The 17,963-nt window shown below is 62.9% G+C and carries 17 protein-coding genes; 4 read left to right on the forward strand and 13 right to left on the reverse strand.

The genetic code is table 11. The features are described from left to right. Positions 1–62 precede the first annotated feature (62 nt). From D3M59_RS05675 to D3M59_RS05690, 4 genes are all read left to right on the forward strand, one after another. A complete protein-coding gene (locus D3M59_RS05675) occupies positions 63–677 on the forward strand; it encodes an EF-hand domain-containing protein (protein ID WP_158581956.1) in 615 nt (204 codons plus the stop codon). A 103-nt stretch (positions 678–780) separates the two neighbouring features. After that, the gene (locus tag D3M59_RS05680; RefSeq protein ID WP_119532900.1) at positions 781–2,829 is read left to right on the forward strand and encodes a S46 family peptidase; all 2,049 of its coding nucleotides are present in this window, start codon (positions 781–783) and stop codon (positions 2,827–2,829) included. 59 nt (positions 2,830–2,888) lie between these two features. Then, entirely contained in the window at positions 2,889–4,937 is a 2,049-nt protein-coding gene (locus D3M59_RS05685; protein WP_119532361.1) for a S46 family peptidase, read from the forward strand. A gap of 11 nt (positions 4,938–4,948) precedes the next feature. After that, positions 4,949–5,392, forward strand: coding sequence for a DUF1801 domain-containing protein (locus D3M59_RS05690; RefSeq protein WP_119532363.1), 444 nt, complete (start codon positions 4,949–4,951; stop codon positions 5,390–5,392). Here D3M59_RS05690 and D3M59_RS05695 read toward each other — a convergent pair. The 13 genes from D3M59_RS05695 to D3M59_RS05755 are packed head-to-tail and all read right to left on the reverse strand — an operon-like array spanning position 5,384 to position 17,960. Beyond that, positions 5,384–6,595 carry an SAM-dependent methyltransferase gene (locus D3M59_RS05695; protein WP_119532365.1) on the reverse strand — a complete coding sequence of 404 codons (1,212 nt, stop codon included), beginning with the start codon at positions 6,593–6,595 and terminating at the stop codon, positions 5,384–5,386. The genes D3M59_RS05690 and D3M59_RS05695 overlap by 9 nt on opposite strands. Positions 6,596–6,634: 39 nt before the next feature. Continuing rightward, a complete protein-coding gene (gene rlmN / locus D3M59_RS05700) occupies positions 6,635–7,846 on the reverse strand; it encodes a 23S rRNA (adenine(2503)-C(2))-methyltransferase RlmN (protein WP_233543148.1) in 1,212 nt (403 codons plus the stop codon). Between the two features lie 27 nt (positions 7,847–7,873). Continuing rightward, positions 7,874–8,371, reverse strand: coding sequence for a hypothetical protein (locus D3M59_RS05705; protein ID WP_119532367.1), 498 nt, complete (start codon positions 8,369–8,371; stop codon positions 7,874–7,876). Then, the gene (locus D3M59_RS05710) at positions 8,332–8,841 is read right to left on the reverse strand and encodes an A24 family peptidase (RefSeq protein ID WP_119532369.1); all 510 of its coding nucleotides are present in this window, start codon (positions 8,839–8,841) and stop codon (positions 8,332–8,334) included. Before D3M59_RS05710 ends, D3M59_RS05705 begins: the two co-directional genes overlap by 40 nt. Further along, complete coding sequence (locus D3M59_RS05715) at positions 8,838–9,650, reverse strand: tetratricopeptide repeat protein (protein ID WP_119532371.1); 813 nt, start codon at positions 9,648–9,650, stop codon at positions 8,838–8,840. Before D3M59_RS05715 ends, D3M59_RS05710 begins: the two co-directional genes overlap by 4 nt. Next, positions 9,647–10,603, reverse strand: a complete 957-nt coding sequence (locus tag D3M59_RS05720; RefSeq protein ID WP_119532373.1) for a LytR C-terminal domain-containing protein — start codon at positions 10,601–10,603, stop codon at positions 9,647–9,649. Before D3M59_RS05720 ends, D3M59_RS05715 begins: the two co-directional genes overlap by 4 nt. Position 10,604: 1 nt before the next feature. Then, entirely contained in the window at positions 10,605–11,579 is a 975-nt protein-coding gene (locus tag D3M59_RS05725; protein ID WP_119532375.1) for a type II secretion system F family protein, read from the reverse strand. Between the two features lie 6 nt (positions 11,580–11,585). Next, positions 11,586–12,587, reverse strand: coding sequence for a type II secretion system F family protein (locus tag D3M59_RS05730; RefSeq protein ID WP_119532377.1), 1,002 nt, complete (start codon positions 12,585–12,587; stop codon positions 11,586–11,588). Further along, positions 12,584–13,972 (reverse strand): CpaF family protein, encoded by a 1,389-nt coding sequence (locus D3M59_RS05735; protein WP_233543149.1) that lies wholly within the window; start codon positions 13,970–13,972, stop codon positions 12,584–12,586. Before D3M59_RS05735 ends, D3M59_RS05730 begins: the two co-directional genes overlap by 4 nt. 1 nt (position 13,973) lies before the next feature. Continuing rightward, positions 13,974–15,170 carry an AAA family ATPase gene (locus D3M59_RS05740; RefSeq protein ID WP_147416708.1) on the reverse strand — a complete coding sequence of 399 codons (1,197 nt, stop codon included), beginning with the start codon at positions 15,168–15,170 and terminating at the stop codon, positions 13,974–13,976. 11 nt (positions 15,171–15,181) lie between these two features. Beyond that, positions 15,182–15,793 carry a TadE/TadG family type IV pilus assembly protein gene (locus tag D3M59_RS05745; protein WP_119532381.1) on the reverse strand — a complete coding sequence of 204 codons (612 nt, stop codon included), beginning with the start codon at positions 15,791–15,793 and terminating at the stop codon, positions 15,182–15,184. Further along, positions 15,790–16,314 (reverse strand): TadE/TadG family type IV pilus assembly protein, encoded by a 525-nt coding sequence (locus D3M59_RS05750; RefSeq protein ID WP_119532383.1) that lies wholly within the window; start codon positions 16,312–16,314, stop codon positions 15,790–15,792. Before D3M59_RS05750 ends, D3M59_RS05745 begins: the two co-directional genes overlap by 4 nt. Then, a complete protein-coding gene (locus tag D3M59_RS05755; RefSeq protein ID WP_119532385.1) occupies positions 16,314–17,960 on the reverse strand; it encodes a pilus assembly protein TadG-related protein in 1,647 nt (548 codons plus the stop codon). Before D3M59_RS05755 ends, D3M59_RS05750 begins: the two co-directional genes overlap by 1 nt. Positions 17,961–17,963: the final 3 nt, after the last annotated feature.

The following is a 17,963-nucleotide window of genomic DNA, read 5'->3' on the forward strand; positions in this document are numbered from 1 at the left end:
CAAGCGCCATACAGCTAATCGGGCATAGCCTCGTTATATTAACGTTGAGGAGGGGCTTCCCCATGACGAAATTTATCCTGCTCGCCGCGACGGTACTGGCCGGTGGTGCAGCCATGGCCCAGACTGCCCCGCCGACGCGGCCGATGGCCGACCATGTCATGACGCGCGCCGAAGCTTTGCAAATGGTCCGCGATCATTTCGCCAGGTTTGACACCAACAAGGACGGCCAAATCGCCAAAGAGGAAATCGCTTCCGCCCATGGCGCGATGGCGGGCGGTCCAGGTAAGCGTGTCATGCGCCAAAAAGGACCGATGCGCGATCCCACTGCCGCGTTCGACCGCCTCGATTCCAACAAAGACGGTTCGATTAGCCGCGACGAATTCGCCAAGGGCCATGAAATCCGGATCGAAAAGCGCGTGGCGATGCGCGAAAGCATGAAGGACGGCGCGGTCGGCCCGATGAAGATGCACCGTATGGGCGGCATGCGGGGCGGCCGGATGATAGTGATGGCCGACACGAACAAGGACGGTCGCATCACGCTGGCCGAAGCAGAGGCGATGGCCCTCCAGCACTTCGACCAGATGGATACGAACCACGACGGCCAAGTCACTTCCGAGGAGCGGCGGGCTGGCCACAAGTTGATGATCCAGAAACATCGTACGCCGACATCGGGTTAACCCTTCCCGAAAACGGCAGGCGAAGGCCCGACGCTAGGTATGGCTTCCCTTGCGTCGGGCCTTTTTTCGTGCAGGTTCGCTGGCCGATCAGGAGGAGTATTCGATGTCCCGTTCCGTGCGTCTGTTCGCGCTTGCTTCCGCCGCTTTGTCCCTACCGCTTGCCGCCGCCCGCGCCGACGAGGGCATGTGGACCTTCGATGCCTTCCCGGCCGCAAAGATGCGCGCCGACTATGGCTGGGCGCCCGACCAGGCTTGGCTCGACAAAGTGCGCAGCGCCGCGGTCCGCCTGACCGGCGGCTGCTCGGCCAGTTTCGTGTCGGACTCCGGCCTCATTCTCACCAACCATCACTGCGTCGCCAGCTGCATCGAGGACAATTCGACTGCCAACAACAACATCCTGAAGAACGGCTTCACCGCCGCCGACCGCTCGCGCGAGCTTAAATGCGCCGGCCAGCAGGCGGAGGTGGTCACCTCGATCAAGGACGTGACCGCGCAAGTGAAGTCGGCGATCGGCACTGCCACCGGCGAAGCGGCGGTGAAAGCGCGCAGCGCCGCTGTCGCAGCTCTCGAATCCGGTGCCTGCCCCGACACCGCCAGGACCCGCTGCCAAGTCGTAAGCCTCTACGGCGGCGGCCAGTACAAGCTCTACAGCTACCGCAAATACTCCGACGTCCGCCTCGTCTGGGCGCCCGAGGCGCAGGCCGCGCAGTTCGGCGGCGATCCCGACAATTTCAACTTCCCGCGCTACTCGCTCGATGCCAGCTTCCTTCGCGCGTATGAAGACGGCAAGCCAGTCGCGACGCCGCAGCACCTCGAATGGAGTGCCCGCGCCCCGGTCGACGGCGAAGCAACGTTCGTGGTCGGCAACCCTGGCTCAACCCAGCGCCTGCTGACCAGTGAGCAGCTCGCCTTCCAGCGCGAATTGGCGCTGCCGATTACGCTTGCGACCTATTCGGAACTTCGCGGCCGGCTCATCTCCGCAATGGCATCTGATCCCGCAAAGGAACGCGAAGCCGCGGAAACGCTCGGCGGCATCGAAAACAGCCTGAAAGTCTATATTGGACGCGTTAAGGCGCTCAACGATCCCGCATTCACTGGCCGCATCGCCGCCGCCGAAGCGCAGCTCAAGGCCAAATCGGCAGGCAATCCTGCCATCGGTAATCCCTGGGCCGATGTCGCCAAGGCGATGGCGAGCTATCGCGACTTCTACATCGCCGACCGCTTCTCGCTGCCGCAGGGCGACCTTTTCGGCTATGCGATGACGCTCGTCCGGGCAGCCGCCGAACGCGGCAAGCCCAATGCCGAGCGCTTCCCTGGCTATTCGGATTCGGTACTCCCGCTGGTCCAGAAGCGCCTGCTCGACCAGCGGCCGATCTACCCTTGGCTCGACCAGTTGATGATGGAATGGTCTCTATCGAAGTCGCGGGAGTATCTCGGCGCGGACGACCCGCAGACGAAGCTGCTGCTCGGCAAGGAATCACCGGAAGCGCTGTCCTCGCGGTTGGTGAACGGCACAAGGTTGGCCGATCCCGCCGTCCGCAAGGGGCTGTGGGACGGCGGCATCGCCGCGATCAACGCCTCAACCGATCCGATGATCGTCTATGCACGAAACCTCGACGCCAACGACCGCGCGCTTCAGAAGCGTTTCGACGAGACGGTCGACGCGCCGCTGACGGCCGCCCAGTCGAAGCTCGCCGACGCCCGCTTCGCCGCGTACGGCGACACACTCTATCCGGATGCGACCTTCACGCTGCGCATCAGCTACGGGAAAGTCGCGGGCTGGATGGAGCGTGGCGAGATGGTGCCGACCCGCACGACCCTTGGCGGCACCTTCGACCGCGCGACCGGCGCATCGCCCTTTGACCTGCCGCCGGCCTTTGCCGCAAATCGCTCGAAGATCGACGCGAAGACCACTTATGATTTCGTCACCACGAACGACATCATTGGAGGCAACTCGGGTTCGCCTGTAATCGATCGCCAAAGTCGTGTGATCGGCGCCGCATTCGATGGCAACATCCACTCGCTCGGCGGCAATTACGGGTATGACGGCTCTCTCAACCGCACGGTTGTCGTCTCAACCGACGCGGTTCAGGAGGCGCTGGAGAAAATCTATCCGGCGCCGCACATCGTCGCCGAACTACGTCGCAAATAAGACGCCGCGGGGTCCGACCACCATCGGACCCCGCCACCCGTTTCCCAAGGAGTTCCCGAATGTCCTCGCTTGTCCGCAACGCGTCCCTCCTCCTCGCAGCGGCCGCGCTGCCACTGGGCGCCGCGCGCGCCGACGAAGGAATGTGGACGTTCGACGCCTTCCCGGCGGCGAAGATGAAATCGGAATATGGCTGGGCCCCCGACCAGGCGTGGCTCGACCGCGCGCGCATGGCGGCAGTGCGTTTGACAGGCGGCTGCTCCGCCAGCTTCGTCTCGGCCAGCGGGCTGATCCTCACCAACCAGCATTGCGTCGCAGAGTGCCTTTCGGACCTGTCGACCCCCGGCAACGATCTCCTCGCCAAGGGCTTTGTCGCCGCGGTGCGTGCCGAAGAAAAGCAATGCCCCGGCCAGCAGGCGGAAATCGTGACGTCGATCAAGGACGCTTCCGCCCAAGTTAAATCCGCGATCGGCACTGCGTCTGGCGAAGCGGCGGTCAAGGCACGTACCGCGGCCATCGCAACGATCGAGAAGGCCGCCTGCCCTGACACGGCCACCACGCGCTGTCAGGTCGTCACCCTTTACGGGGGCGGCCAGTACAAGCTCTACACCTATCGAAAGTATAGCGACGTCCGCATTGTCTGGGCGCCCGAAGATGCCGCGTCCAAGTTCGGCGGCGATCCCGACAATTATAATTTTCCGCGCTACGCTCTCGATGGCTCCTTCCTGCGGGCTTATGAGAACGGCCGCCCCGTCGCGACGCCCCAGCATCTCAAATGGACAGGCCGCGAGCCGGTCGAGGGCGAACCGGTATTCGTCGTTGGCAATCCCGGCTCGACCCAGCGCATGCTGACGATGAGCCAGTTCGCCTATCAACGCGAGGTCAACCTGCCGGTCACGCAAGCGACACAGTCGGAGCTTCGCGGCCGACTGATCGAGGCGATCGGTGACGATCCCGAGCGCAAGCGGGAGGGAACCGACACGCTCTACGGAATCGAAAACAATCTAAAGCGCACCATCGGCCGGGTAAGAGCGCTCAACGATCCCGCATTTTACGCGGGCCTCGCCGCGCGCGAGGCGGATCTCAAAGCAAAGGTTGCTGGCAATCCCGCAATCGGCAATCCATGGGCCGAGGTAGACAAGGCGATGACTGCCCTTCGCGCGATTGATGCTGAACGCCGTTTCTCCCAGCCGGACGGAGAACTCGTCGGCTATGCGCTGACACTGGTTCGTGCGGCGCAGGAGCGAGCCAAGCCTGACGCCGATCGCCTCCCCGGCTATAGCGACAGTGCACTGCCCCTGCTGCAGAAACAGATGCTCGATCTCAAGCCGATCAGCGGCTGGCTGGAAGAGCTGACCATGCGCTGGTCGCTCAGCAAGGCGCGCGAATATCTCGGCGCCGATCATTCCCAGACGAAGTTGTTGCTAGGCCGGGAATCCCCCGAAGATCTGGCGAAGCGCCTGGTCAGCGGCACGAAGTTGGCCGATCCGGCGATACGCAAGGCGCTATGGGACGGCGGACAGGCGGCGGTGGCCGCCTCAACCGACCCGATGATCGTCTACGCCCGCGCTATCGAGGCTAACGACCGCCGTCTTCAAAAGATCTATGACGAGCAGGTCGAGGGCCCCCTTTCCGCTGCCCGCTCGAAGCTCGCCGACGCGCGCTTCGCCGCTTACGGGGATAGCGTCTATCCCGACGCGACTTTCAGCCTGCGCATCACGTACGGTAAGGTCGGCGGCTGGATGGAAAATGGCACCAAGGTCGCGCACCGCACGACTTGGTCTGGCGCATTCGACCGCGCGACGGGGGCCGAGCCGTTCGCGCTTGCGTCGGCCATCCTCGCCAGTAAGTCGAAGCTGAATCTCAACGGCGCGATGGACATGGCCTACGCGACCGACACGATCGGCGGGAACAGCGGCTCACCCGTGATAGACCGCAACCTCAACGTAATCGGTGCCAACTTCGATCGCAATATCCACGGCCTGCGCAACGACTATGCCTATGATATGACAATGGCCCGGTCGATTGGCGTGACGACTGCGGCGCTCGAACAGGCCCTGCGCACCGTCTATCCGGCACCGGCGCTGCTGAGGGAACTGTACGCCAAATAGGGAGCGCGGGGATGGCGAAATATGAGCCGAAGACCAAGCCAACCGAGGTGAGTGTCGAGGACTTCATCACCGCCGTCCCCGATCCGCGCCGCCGCGAGGAAGCGATTGAGATCAACGCCATGCTGCGCCGCGTCTCGGGCCATGAGCCGAAGATGTGGGGCCCCTCGATTATCGGCTACGGTGAATATCATTACCGCTACGACAGCGGCCATGAAGGCGATGCGCCGCGCATCGGCTTTTCTCCGCGGAAGGCGCAGCTAGTTCTTTATTTGATGGGCAATTATTGCGACCAGCAGGAGGAGGCGGACGCGCTGTTCGCCAAGCTCGGCAAGCACAGTATCGGCAAGTCCTGCCTCTACATCCCCAGACTCGCCAACGTCGATGCAGCCGTATTGGAGCAACTGGTGAAGATTAGCTGGGATTCGATGAACAAGCTCTACGCGCCGTCATCCTAGGCGGCGATAACGCTCTTCGGCCCCAATCATATAGTCCCGAGTGATCGGCAGGGCGTTGCGGTCGCGGATATATTGCGCTTGGAAATTGCACATCGATCCGCTTTCGAACGCGACGATCCCGCCCGACAGATAGAATTCCCACATCCGGAAAAAGCGCTCGTCGTGAAGGCCGACGATCCGATCACGGTTGGCGCGCGCCCGTTCCAGCCAATGCTGCAACGTATAGCCATAGTGTAGCCGTAGCAGCTCGAAATCGCTGGTGATGAGCCGCTGCCGCTCGGTCGCCGCTGCCAACTGGGAAATCGACGGCAGGTGATAGCCGGGGAATATCCACTTGTCGGTAAATGGGTCGGGCGCGGACGCCTTCCCATATTTGCCGATCGTGTGAAGCAGCATGACCCCATCATCGGCCAGCAGGTTGCGGCAGGCGGCGAAAAACTCGTCGAAGTGTGCCGCGCCCACGTGCTCGAACATGCCGATCGACACGATCCGGTCGAAGCGCCCATTCAGCTCGCGATAGTCGACCAGCTCAAACTTCACCCGGTTGGCGACGCCGGCTTCCTCGGCCCGAGTCCGCGCAACCTTTAGCTGCTCCTCGCTCAGCGTGATGCCCAGCACATCGACATCCGCGACACGGTTGAGATACAGCGCCGTTCCGCCCCAACCGCAACCGATGTCGAGCACCTTCAGCCCCGGCTGCAGGCAAAGCTTGGCGGCGATATGCGCCTTCTTGTCGGCCTGCGCCTGCTCCAGGCTGTTAGTCGGGTCAGTGAAATAGGCGCAGCTGTACTGCATGTCCTCATCAAGAAAGAGTCGGTAGAGGTCGTTGCCGATGTCGTAATGGTGGGCGACGTTGCGGCGGGACGTGCCGACCTTGTTGCGGCGGAACAGGGCCTTCCACTTGCCCTTGCCCTTGTTCATCGCCGCGCGGCCCTTGCCCTTGTCCTCCCAGCGGTTGGCCCCGACGACGAGCCGCATCAGATCCAGGATGGTGCCGTCCTCGATCAACAGCCGCCCGTCCATATAGGCTTCGCCCAAGCCCAGCCGGGGGTTGCGGGCGATTGCAAACAGGGCTTTGCGGTCGCCCACGCGAACGGTCAGGGACTTGCCGCCGCCGGGTCCATAGGTCCGACGCTTGCCATCCGCCGTCACCAGCGTCAGCTGCCCCCTGGTCATCAGCTTGTTGATCAGCCGCTCGATCATTCCCGTCCCCCCAGTTGATCGCCGGGACAGGTTGGCGCGTCAGGCGGCGTCGTGCAACCCAGCCGCAGCAGCCTGATCGCGGTCGCGATCGGCACGGGAGCGCTTTTCGGCGGCAGTCTTCAGCTGGCCGCAGGCGGCATCAATGTCGCGACCACGCGGCGTGCGCACGGGTGCGGAAATGCCGCCCTCGAACACGATATTGCTAAATGACCGGATGCGCTCCGCTGTCGAACAGTCATAGGGCGCGCCAGGCCAAGGATTGAACGGAATCAGATTCACCTTCGCGGGCAGCTTGTACGCTTTCAACAGCCGCACCAGCTCGCGCGCATCGGCGTCGCTGTCGTTCTTGTCCCTTAGCATCACATATTCGAACGTGATGCGCCGCGCATTATTAGCGCCGGGATAATCGGCGCAGGCCTGCAGCAATTCCTCGATGCCGTATTTCTTGTTCAGCGGCACGATCTCGTCGCGGATGTCCTTGGTAACCGCGTGAAGCGATACGGCCAGGTTGACCCCGATCTCGTCGCCGCAGCGTTCCATCATCGGCACTACACCCGATGTCGACAGGGTGATGCGCCGCTTCGACAGACCCAGCCCGTCTCCGTCCATGACGATCTTGAGCGCCTGTTTCACATTATCGAAGTTATAGAGCGGCTCGCCCATGCCCATCATCACGATGTTGGTCAGCATACGGCCGTCCGGACTGCTCGGCCATTCACCGAGCGCGTCGCGCGCCAGCATCACCTGCCCGACGATCTCTGCCGGTTCCAGATTGCGGACCAGTTTCATCGTTCCAGTGTGGCAGAAGCGGCAGTTGAGGGTGCATCCCACTTGGCTCGACACGCACAGCGTGCCGCGGTCAGCGTCAGGAATGAACACCATTTCGAAGTCATGGCCGTCGTGCGTGCGAAGCAACCACTTGCGGGTGCCGTCGTTCGAAACTTGCGCCTCGACCACTTGCGGACGCGTGATGGCGAAGCGCTCCGCCAGCCAAGGCGACTGCGCCTTGGCGATATCAGTCATCGCCGCGAAGTCGCTGACCCCGCGGTTATAAATCCAGTGCCAGATTTGCTTAGCGCGCAGCTTGGCCTGCCTAGGCTCCAGCCCGGCCTCTTCCAGCACGGCCCGAATCTGCTCGCGCGGCAGGCCAATCAGTTCGACTTTGCCATCGGCACGGGGAACGGCCGCGCGCGGAACGGGCACGGGATCGAGGGGGCCGGGAATCGGCATCAGGTTGGTATCGGCGCTCATGGCAGGCTGGCGCCAATATAAGAAAAATCAGCGATTTGCCAGTGTTGCCGCGCAGGCGGCCGCCGCATCGATCGCCAACGGCGCCCCGTCTAGGCTGTAACGGTCGACGATTCGGCCCCCGCCTGGGCTTCGCGCCTCGACCCGCATACTGCCACTCTTGCGCATCGCGTCGATGATCGCATGTTCCTGCGCGGGTCCCCGGCTCCAGGCGCGGTCGCCTTGGACCATCAGAAGGAACGGCGTGTCGCCGACCGTCAGCATCACGCTGGCCCCCGCCCTCGGTGTCCGGCTCAGAAGCACACTGAATTGTCCGCGGCGCGGCCCGCCCGCATCGAACGACAGGCTTGCGCGCGCCTGCGGCCTATCCTTCAGCGCGGGGCGAAGCGCCTTCGACGCAGCCTCGCAAGTCCGGCCTTGGCTGAGCGCTGCCCATTGACCGCGCGCGGCGACGACCTGCTGCGCGGCCTGCGCGCCAGCGGCAAGGCTCAGAAGTAGAAGGTAAGTCGATCCGCGCGCAGCCACCATGTGACAAGGATTAGGCCCGCCGCTATGGCAATGCCATAGGGGATGCCGCCGCGCCGCTGAAGAAATTCGAAGCGAGCCAGCGTGGCGTCTGACCAGTTGGCGGCTCGTGCCGCCAGGACCAGCGTCGTCTCGACCCCGCCGGCGATGGCGACGGCGACCAGCGCTTTCCAACCGGTCGAAAAATCGCACCAAAGCGCCGCGGCCGCGAGCAGCTTGATGTCACCGCCGCCCATCAACTTGCGCGCGAATAACAGCGTGCCGATTGCTAGGATCACCACGAACAGCAGCAGGTTTTGCCATAGACCGACGATCGGGCCGTCTAGCGCTATTGCGACGAAGGCGCCGATCACGACCGCTCCGCTCGTCAGGTTGCTGATCCGAAGTCGCCCCGCATCTTCTAGCGCCGCAAGGACTAGCAGGCCGTATAGGATGAAGATCAGCCACTGAGGAGCCGACGTGAGAAGATTCACTTAGCAGCCCCAATGGCTGCGAGGTTTTCGGCAGCGCGTCCGTACCACCGGCTCTTCAGCTCGATCGCCTGCGCGAAGGCGGCCTCCGCCCGCTTCAGCTGTCCGCTGGCCGCCGCGACCACGCCCGCATCGTTGAGCCGCTCGGCGAATTGCTCCTCGCTCTCACCCTGCACCCGCCGGGGCAAGTCTGCCGCCACCGCGGCTCGCGCTAGCTCTATGTTGTTGAAGAGGTGCGGCACCTTGGGGTCAATCGCCGCCGCCCGCTCGAAAAGGACGAGCGCATCGGCCCATTGCCCGCGAAGCATCAGTGACCAGCCTTGATTGTTCGGGACTTCGGCCCGAAGCGGATCGAGCGCCGCTGCTTTTTCGTATGCGGCATCGGCTTCGTCCCAGCGTCCATGCCGGTCGGCGGCCACCCCACGCGCGTTCCAGCTTCGCCAGCCGGCTCCCGGGGCCTGCGTCGCCCGGTCTAGCAGCGCGGTCGCTTCAGCCACACGCCCCACGCGAAGCGCCGCAATGCCCGCGCGTTCGAGCAACAGGACCTCCTGCGGATGCGCCACCAGCAGGGCGCGATAGAGGTTGAGCGCCTGATCATGATCCCCGCGCGCCAAGGCTAGGTCGGCAAGCAGCCGGTCCACCGGCTCGCCCCTCGCGCCCGCGGCCACCGCGACTCCGAGCATTTCCTTAGCTTGATCCAAGCGGCCGCCGGCAATTGCCCGGCCCGCCTCGGCTAGCGAAACGCCATTTGAAGCCACCGGTGCCGGAACAGGATCGGCCAGCGCTATCGCCAGCGCCGCCACCAAAATCATGCGGTCAGCCGCAAGCTGCGGTCGCGCGCCGCATCGCGGCCAAGCAGGATGACGACCCCTTCTTTCGCGCTGTCCTGCCGCTGGAGCGCGAAGCCGAATTGCGCTGCGATGCGCTCGGCTCGCGGCTGGTCGGCGAGTGCAAACAGGATCACGCTCTGCCCGCGCACGGTCGGCGCGTCGCCGATCACCGTGCCCTTGAACCCGCGCGCCGCAAGGTAGCTGCGGGTGCGCGCGGCAAGGCCCTGCACCCGTGCCGCGTTGAGCAGTTTCACGGGGCTAGCGGCCTTCCGCTCAAAGCGTATCGTTGTGCTGCTTGCGGTGCGCGTCACCATGCTCGCTTCCCAGCGCGGCGCGGCATTCGTGACGAGCGCGACCTCGCCCATCGACAGGCGTTCAAGGCGCAGTCTGGCTAGTGGTTTCTCAACCGCCACCGGCGCAGAGCGCGGCGGCGCGAGGGCGACCGTCACGCTTTGCGCCGGTGGCGGCGGCAACACGGGAACCGAACCCGGCGCTTCGCGCACCGCCTCGGGGGCGACGACACGCGCCGCCAGTTCGGACTTCACGCGTGCAGCCTCGTCGCGCCGCCCCTGCTGGTCTAGGGACGCGGCGAATAAGGAAAAAAGTTCGGAGTTACCGGGCGCCGCGGCCAGCGCCATTTCGAAATTGTGTCGCGAGAGATCGTACCTGCCCATGCGGTCGTAACAGGTCGCCATGCCGACCAACGCCTCGACGCTGTCCGGCTTGTCGCGCCAGGCCTTGCGATAGGCTTCCAGTGCAAGCCCGACGTTGCCCAGTGCGAGCTGCGAATTTCCTTCCGCGACGCGGAAATCCACCGGCTGCTGTCCACTCGCAAGCGGCTGCTTGATCGCGCGCACGTCGATCCCGCCGGTCGAACAGGAAACCGCGCTAAATGCCGCTGCGATGGCTAATACGGAAATTCGCTTCTTCATCATGTCACCCCGCCATGGCTGGAATAACGACACGCAAGGTACGAATGACCGCCGGCAGCATCAGCACGCCGATCATCACAGGCAGCATGCAGGTTACCAGTGGAATGGACAGCAGCACCGGCAACCGGTGCGCCTTTTCCTCGGCCCGCATCCGACGCCGCTCGCGCATCTCGGCGGCGTAGATGCGCAGCGTCTGCGCTACAGAAGAGCCAAGCTTGTGCGACTGTATCAGCAAGGTCGCGAAAGCCTGGATTTCGTCCGCGCCGGCCCGGTCCGCCATCCGTCGCAGTGCATCTTCCTGGCTGCGACCGGCGCGCAGCTCTAACACCACCGCGCCAAGCTGCTCGGCCAGCAGCGGGTGCGACCGCGTCATCTCCATTCCCACCCGACTAAACGCCGCTTCTAGACCCAGCCCTGCTTCGACGCAGACCAGCATCAGGTCGAGTGCGTCGGGAAAACCGTTGATGATCTCGCGCTGACGCCGTGCGGCACGGGCGCGGATCCATAGGCTGGGGAAATAAAGTCCCGCCAGCGCGGCGACCATGCCGATGAAATAGAGCTTCGTGAGTGACGGACGGCTGCCCGTCATCCACATCAGCGCAAAAATGCCAAGCGGGAGAACGACTACCAAGATCAGACGAAGCAGTGAATAGACGCGCGGCGCATGTTCCTGGCGATAGCCCGCGGCAACCAGCCGGCTGCGCAACGTCGCATCCTTAGTATCGACCAGCGGAATGCCTGCTTTCTCGATCGCGGTGACCATCGAGATCCACGCGCCGCGCGCGTCATAGGCGCGCAGCCCAACGGCTCGCCCACCGGAATCAGCTTCCTCGGCCGGTCCAGCAGCAGTCAGGCGGCCCCGAAGCTCGCGCCGCTCGCCCAAAAGGACAATGGCGCCATATGCAACTGCAACCACCGCCACGAATAGCAGCAGCAGTATGGCGATCTGGGCGGCATCATTCGCAAGGAAATCGTTCATCGCCAGCTATACCTTTAGGTCGATCATTCGCCGGATGGCGTAGAATCCGACCGCGTACATGATGAGGAGAATCGCGTAGCCCGGCACGAAGAGCGGGTCGTCGGCAACGTCGAGGTAAAAGGCGGGATTGCCTAGGAAGAGCATGACAAAGGCCACGACCGGGAGGCCAGTGAGCATCGTTGCCGTCATCCGTCCTTCGCTCGACAACGCCCGAACCTTCAGCATCATTGATGCGCGCTCGCGGATCACTTTGCTGAGGTTTTCCAGTATCTCGGCTAGGTTGCCGCCCGTCTCATTCTGCACCGACAGGCTGACGACGAACATCCGCATGTCGTCGAGGTCCCAGCGGTCAGCCATGGCGGTTAATGCATCACGCAAATCGGCGCCATAGGTCACCTCGTCAACGACGATCCCGAACTGGCTGCCGATGGGGTCGGGCATTTCGACCGTGAGCAGGTCAAGCGCCGCGGCGATCGGGTGACCGGCACGAAGGCCCCGTACAAAAACGTCGAGTGCGACCGGAAATTGGTCTTGCATCTTCTTGCGCATCCGGGCGGCCTTCGCCTGGAAGAAGAGCATCGGGATGCCTGCGCCAATGACGAAGGCAAAGGTAAGAATCAAAAGAACCCGGCCGGTGCCGATCGGCACGCCCGTCACCGCCATGAACAGCAGGATTGCCAGGAAGATGGCGACCGGTGCGACTAGGAGCGCCAGCATTAGCTTGGCGGTCTCCATCTGCACACCCGCCGCCATCAGCGTCTTTTCCCAACCACGCGCAGGCCCCTTCAGGATCTCGGGCAGACCTTCGGGGAGGTTCGACGAGCGGCGGCGAAGAATTGCCATTGCCTCGCCACGCGTCGCGCCACGGCCGATCAAGTCCAATCGCTGGTTGATTGCCCGACCGTCGGCCCGGCGGGCGACAATTACCGACACAATTCGCTCTACCGCAAACACGACGGCGGCAAAGACCAGGATGAGGACGATCGCGCGGAGCCAGGTGTCGCTCATGCTTCGAAATTCCTGTCTGGACGGAAGAGGTCGGGCGACAGCGAAACGCCGTGCGAGATGACCTGTTCAAGGAAGCGAGGCCGGATACCTGTCGCTTCGAACCGGCCCTGGACCATCCCGTCGGACGACACGCCGGTCTGACGGAAGCGAAAGATCTCCTGCATGGTGATGACGTCGCCTTCCATGCCGCTCAACTCTGACAGGCTCATTAGGCGGCGGCGGCCGTCGCTAAGCCGCGCGACCTGCACGACGACATTGATCGCCGACGCGATCTGCGCGCGGGCGGAGCGCGCCGGAATGTCGACGCCACTCATGCCGATCATTTGCTCGACACGGCTCAGCGCGTCGCGAGGGCTGTTTGCGTGGACGGTCGTCATCGACCCGTCGTGGCCCGTATTCATCGCCTGTAACATGTCGAACGCCTCGCCGGCGCGGACTTCGCCGACGATGATGCGATCGGGCCGCATGCGCAGGCTGTTTTTCACTAAGTCGCGCTGCGCGATCTCGCCCTTGCCCTCGATATTAGCCGGACGAGTTTCCAGCCGGACAGTATGTTTCTGCTGCAGTTGCAGTTCTGCCGAGTCCTCGATCGTCACGATGCGTTCGCGATTGTCGATGAAGGCCGACATGGCGTTCAGCATCGTCGTCTTACCAGAGCCCGTGCCGCCCGAAATAAGCACGTTGAGGCGCGCCGACACGACCGCTTTCAGCACTTCCGCGACTTGCGCCGGGACCGATCCGATTTCGATAAGGCGCGCCATGCTGATCGGCACCTTGGCGAATTTGCGGATAGACAGTAGCGATCCGTCGAGCGCCAGCGGCGGGACGACTGCATTCACCCGGCTTCCGTCTGCAAGCCGCGCATCCACCATTGGGGAACTCTCGTCGACCCGGCGGCCTACCGCCGACACAATTTTCTGAATGATGCGGATAAGGTGCTTCTCGTCCTTAAATCGCACCGCGGACGGCTCCAATACGCCGTAGCGTTCTACAAACACACTATCATGGCCGTTAACGAGGATATCGGTAATGGTCGCATCTTTCAGCAGCGGCTCGAGCGGCCCTAATCCAAGAAGCTCGTCGAGCACGTCGTCGACCAGCTGGCGCCGCTCGGCATGGTTGAGAGCGTGGCGCTGCTTGTCGAGTTCCTCGAGGACGATGTCGCCGACTTCCTCGGCGATCTGGGCCCGCGACATCTTCTCCAGCGCGCTGAGGTTGATCAGGCCTAGAAGCCGCTGATGCAGCTCGACCTTAAGGTCGGTGTGGAGGTCTTGGGTGGCGAACGCGCCGGCATCGCCGACCGTCATTAGCCGCCGTTCTTCTTCGGTGCGCTCGGCCGCCTCTTCGGGCGCCGCCTCGTCACTGGGCTTGCGAATTTGCCACATGCTAGCGCTCCAGTCCCAGGGCGGCAGCAATACCGGCCTGCATAATCTCGATATCTTTGCCCAGCGCTGACTTGCGGCGAACCTCGCCGATCGTCACGCCACGATCGATCGCCTGCGTCATGATTTCATGGTCGTTGGCGATCGTGAACGTCACCGGCTTGCGCAGCACGCGCTCCGCATCGTCGGTGCTGACGGCCTTGAACAGGCCCTTTTCGGTCCGGTTGAGGACGATGCGTACGTCAACATTGCGCATGTCCTGCGAATCCAGCAGGTCCAGCTGTCGACGCGCGCGGCTCAAGCTCGAAACGCGAAGCTCGGTGACCATTAAAACCAAGTCAGACCGAGCGAGCAGCGACAGCGACCAGTTCGTCCAGTTCATCGGCAGGTCGACGAAAACTGTCCCATATTCTGCGGTGGCGAGGTCGATAATCGACAGGACTTGGTCGCTGGTCATCGATTCTAGCGGCAGGATTTCGCTCGGCGCCGCAACAACCGCCAAGCCACTAGAGTGCTGGACCGCGATCGAACGAAGCAGTTCGCCGTCCAGCCGCTTACCAGCGGCCAGGAGATCGCTGAGCGACAAATTCGGCTGGAGTCCGAGCTGGAACGCTGCGTCGCCGAACTGCACGTCGAGGTCGATTAGGCAGGTCTCGCGGCCCGCCAGCCGCTCCACTCCTGCGAACCGCGCCGCCGTCTGGCCGAGCAGCGATGTGGCGCCGACCCCGCCCTCGCTCTTGATGATCGTGATGATCTTTTGGTGACCCGCACGGGCCCGCGGCCCTTTAGCAGCCGATATCCGTCTGATCGGATCGAGCGCGGTTTCCAGTTCCTTGGGATCCAGCGGCAGCGGCACGACATCGTGCGCACCAGCCCGGACTAACGCCCGGACGAATGCCATCGGCGGCTCGTACGCTGCAGCGATCAGGGGGACGTCTCCTCGCGCCAGTTCCTCAAACCGCGCGACCGATTGTGGGTCGTCGCAATTGACTTGGACAACTGCCGCCGACGCTCCCGCCAGCATAGATGGATCGATCGTGCTGGCGGGGTCGGCGATTAGCAGCTCAAGCGGGAACCCGGCCGCCTTCGCGCCCACTAACGCACTCGTCTCACCCTCCACCCCCGATAACAGGAGTCGCACGGGAGCCGGGCCGGTATCGGCCCTCCATCCGCTGGGTTTGTCAGTGTTGTGAACGCTCATCGATCTCCGCCTCAATTCGAGAAGCTGCCGGCGCTATCTTCCGCCGTCAGTGTAGCCCTGGCCGGCGGCAAGGTGATGTCCGCCAACCCGAGCAGGGAGATGAAGTTGAAGGTCTCGTTCTGAACGCTGACCGTTACGAGCGGCTGCACATCCATCGTTCCGTCCGCCGGTCCGGCATAGCCGAGGCCCGAACCTGAGTATTCGATGACGACGTTATCCGCACCGATCCTCGGACTAATCTGCGCCATGCGGCTTACGATCACATTGAATGCGGTGGAATTAACGCTGCCGTTCGCCACGGGGCAAGGCGGCGTCGGACAAGTACAGCCAGTATTGGTGCACCGGAATATGCCCAGCGCAGAGGCAGGAATTAGGTCGCCGGCTTTGGTCACCGTTCCGTTCACATAGCTCTTGCTAACAAGGTCCGGGGAAACCGGCGTTGTGACGATCGCCATTCGGGCACCGATCTGAGTGGCCTTTTCTGATGTATTCAGCGTCCAGAAGAAACGTCCCATATCGATAATGCCGAAAAGCAGCAGCAAGAGGAGGGGTAGCACCAACCCGAACTCGGCAGCGCTGGCAGCCCGGCAGTCGCCTAGAACTGTGCGCAGAAGCCGATTCATGACCCAATCACCGGCGCTTCGGATTCCGCTCGGATACAGGCATTTGCGGTAGGTAGACCGAGCGAACCCAGCAACGATCGATAGCCAACCGCCGCACTGACCTTCACCACAGGTATGTCACCCGGAAGCGACTGGTAGATGCCGTCGTAATCATCTTTCGAGACGCAGCGAATCGTTATCGTAACCGTCTGACTTGCGCCGCCGCAGCTGCGTGCCCAATAGCTCGCATTTAATCGGCCTGCGCCCGTCCCGGTGACTGTGCCGGTCTGGGTGACGTTCGTGATCAGGGATTGTGCAGCCGGGCTAACCGTGCCAGGGCAGGTGTAGTTGGTCTCCAGCGGAATCCGCGCCGCATATCGCGCACCGTCGCGCACCTGTTTGACCAGACCATGCTCATCCAGGAAATAGTTGCCCAGCTCCGCGCTTCCGAACAGCAGGGCGAGCAGGAAGGGAAGAACCATCGCCATCTCTGCGGCTGCTGCCCCGCCCGTGTGGCGTAATGTTTTGCCACCATATCGCATCAGCGCACCAGGTAGGGCCGACTGCGGCTGTAATACTGGAAACCCCCGCCACCGCCGACCGGCTGCGCGGGGCCAATGACTTCGCCGTAGATTTCCTTGTCATCGGTTGCCTCAGTGGCACCGGCAACGCCTGTTTGCGCGGCAGAACGCTGGAGTGAAGGCTCGGGGAGAAACGCGTCGAAGACCCGCAGGATCACGTAGTCCTCGAAAGCAGCCCCCTTACCCTTTAGGTTATCGCAGTTCGCGGCGACTATTGGAAGGATGCGGCGATCCTTGACCGTCACGGCGGCTGCGTTTGCAAATCGAGGTTGGTTGAAGGCACATTTTTTCTTAATCGTCCAAGTCGGATTTCCACCACCCGAAGAGGTGACTACCTCGGCGCCAATTTGCTGGGGATCCAGCTTGCCGGTAGCCTGATTGTCGATTTCCCACTTGTAGACTTGATACCGCGTAAGCGTCGAAGCCGTCACACCGCCGCCGATTGACGCTGCAATCGACGCAGCGGTCTGACCTGGATGATTTGCTGCGATGTAGCCATCGCGATTCCAGTTGCCATCGCCGAAATTTCTCGCTCCGCCGGCCAATGGACAAGTCCCATTGTAATGACAAAGATCCCGGCCGAACTGCTTCGCAGCAGGGGTTTGTGCCCAGTCCGCGTAAGAAACCTTGCCCGACTGGTTAGCATTTCCGCCTGCTGCCGCCCCGCACGCGGGCGCAATCGGTTGCGCGGATTGGCGCTTTTCGAACGTCATCTCAAGCGTCATGTCCTTGCGCGTATTTTGCGCGGGACACGCGACGCCAGTTGATGGAACGCAGTTGTTCGCGTCATTCTTGTTGCTGCCTGCGTACACGTCCATCCGCGTGTTGATGGCGTCAGTGGCGTTTTTATTACCGGGTTCAGTTTGGTTGTCGTCTTGGCTCTGGCAGCCGTTCAGCCCATTGCCGAGCAAGGCAGCAAGCACTGCCTGATTGCCATTGCCGAAATCGAGATAGCCGTAGTTTCCAGGCGCCCAGCTATTGCCCCCCGCCGTCTTCATGACGATGCCTTTGCCAATGTCACTGTCCGTTGGGAAATCATCCGAGGCTACGCAGACCAACAGTGGGGCGACATTACAAATTGAGGATTCGACGCCAGCAACCGCGGTTGCCGATATGTCACCCGACAATGCTCCGACAATCGGCGTTAGCGCATAGCGCGCAGTCCGGACTCGGGTCGTGACAACAACAAAGCGTGCATTCTGGTCGCCGGTCGACGATGCGTCAGCCACGACGTCGCACGCGGTGGCCGTATCTGCCACGTCATCGTCGAAGTCACTGCAGAAGGTGATCGCCTCGATCTCGACATTGAGCCCATCGGCATTGGAATCGTTAGCGAAGCGAGTGAGGTTCTCAACTAGGCGGTCCTTGTCGTCCGCCGTTATGGCATCCCGGGCGCGTTCCCGGGCCCCGTCCGATCGATCAAGTTGCGTGGCGGCCGCTAGAGCGGCTTGATCGGCAGCCTGTTGCAGCTCGGTGTCAAGCGTGGCGAGCCGGGCATAGTCAAAAGCAATGCCGCCAGCGCCGATTAACGCAAACATGGAAAGGGCAACGGTCGGTGCAACCGTCCCGCTATTGTTGCTCCATTGCCTCCAGTTCCAGCCCTTCATCCC

The organism is Sphingomonas edaphi (assembly GCF_003583725.1).
GTDB lineage: Bacteria > Pseudomonadota > Alphaproteobacteria > Sphingomonadales > Sphingomonadaceae > Sphingomicrobium > Sphingomicrobium edaphi.

Excerpts from the sequence above, each read along its gene's own strand:
- D3M59_RS05695 (WP_119532365.1), bottom strand. The coding sequence starts at position 6,595 with ATGATCGAGCGGCTGATCAACAAGCTGATGACCAGGGGGCAGCTGACG.
- D3M59_RS05685 (WP_119532361.1), top strand. The coding sequence starts at position 2,889 with ATGTCCTCGCTTGTCCGCAACGCGTCCCTCCTCCTCGCAGCGGCCGCG.
- D3M59_RS05730 (WP_119532377.1), bottom strand. The coding sequence starts at position 12,587 with ATGAGCGACACCTGGCTCCGCGCGATCGTCCTCATCCTGGTCTTTGCC.
- D3M59_RS05725 (WP_119532375.1), bottom strand. The coding sequence starts at position 11,579 with ATGAACGATTTCCTTGCGAATGATGCCGCCCAGATCGCCATACTGCTG.
- rlmN (WP_233543148.1), bottom strand. The coding sequence starts at position 7,846 with ATGAGCGCCGATACCAACCTGATGCCGATTCCCGGCCCCCTCGATCCC.
- D3M59_RS05720 (WP_119532373.1), bottom strand. The coding sequence starts at position 10,603 with ATGATGAAGAAGCGAATTTCCGTATTAGCCATCGCAGCGGCATTTAGC.
- D3M59_RS05740 (WP_147416708.1), bottom strand. The coding sequence starts at position 15,170 with ATGAGCGTTCACAACACTGACAAACCCAGCGGATGGAGGGCCGATACC.
- D3M59_RS05735 (WP_233543149.1), bottom strand. The coding sequence starts at position 13,972 with ATGTGGCAAATTCGCAAGCCCAGTGACGAGGCGGCGCCCGAAGAGGCG.
- D3M59_RS05705 (WP_119532367.1), bottom strand. The coding sequence starts at position 8,371 with ATGGTGGCTGCGCGCGGATCGACTTACCTTCTACTTCTGAGCCTTGCC.
- D3M59_RS05715 (WP_119532371.1), bottom strand. The coding sequence starts at position 9,650 with ATGATTTTGGTGGCGGCGCTGGCGATAGCGCTGGCCGATCCTGTTCCG.
- D3M59_RS05755 (WP_119532385.1), bottom strand. The coding sequence starts at position 17,960 with ATGAAGGGCTGGAACTGGAGGCAATGGAGCAACAATAGCGGGACGGTT.
- D3M59_RS05680 (WP_119532900.1), top strand. The coding sequence starts at position 781 with ATGTCCCGTTCCGTGCGTCTGTTCGCGCTTGCTTCCGCCGCTTTGTCC.
- D3M59_RS05675 (WP_158581956.1), top strand. The coding sequence starts at position 63 with ATGACGAAATTTATCCTGCTCGCCGCGACGGTACTGGCCGGTGGTGCA.
- D3M59_RS05745 (WP_119532381.1), bottom strand. The coding sequence starts at position 15,793 with ATGAATCGGCTTCTGCGCACAGTTCTAGGCGACTGCCGGGCTGCCAGC.
- D3M59_RS05750 (WP_119532383.1), bottom strand. The coding sequence starts at position 16,314 with ATGCGATATGGTGGCAAAACATTACGCCACACGGGCGGGGCAGCAGCC.
- D3M59_RS05690 (WP_119532363.1), top strand. The coding sequence starts at position 4,949 with ATGGCGAAATATGAGCCGAAGACCAAGCCAACCGAGGTGAGTGTCGAG.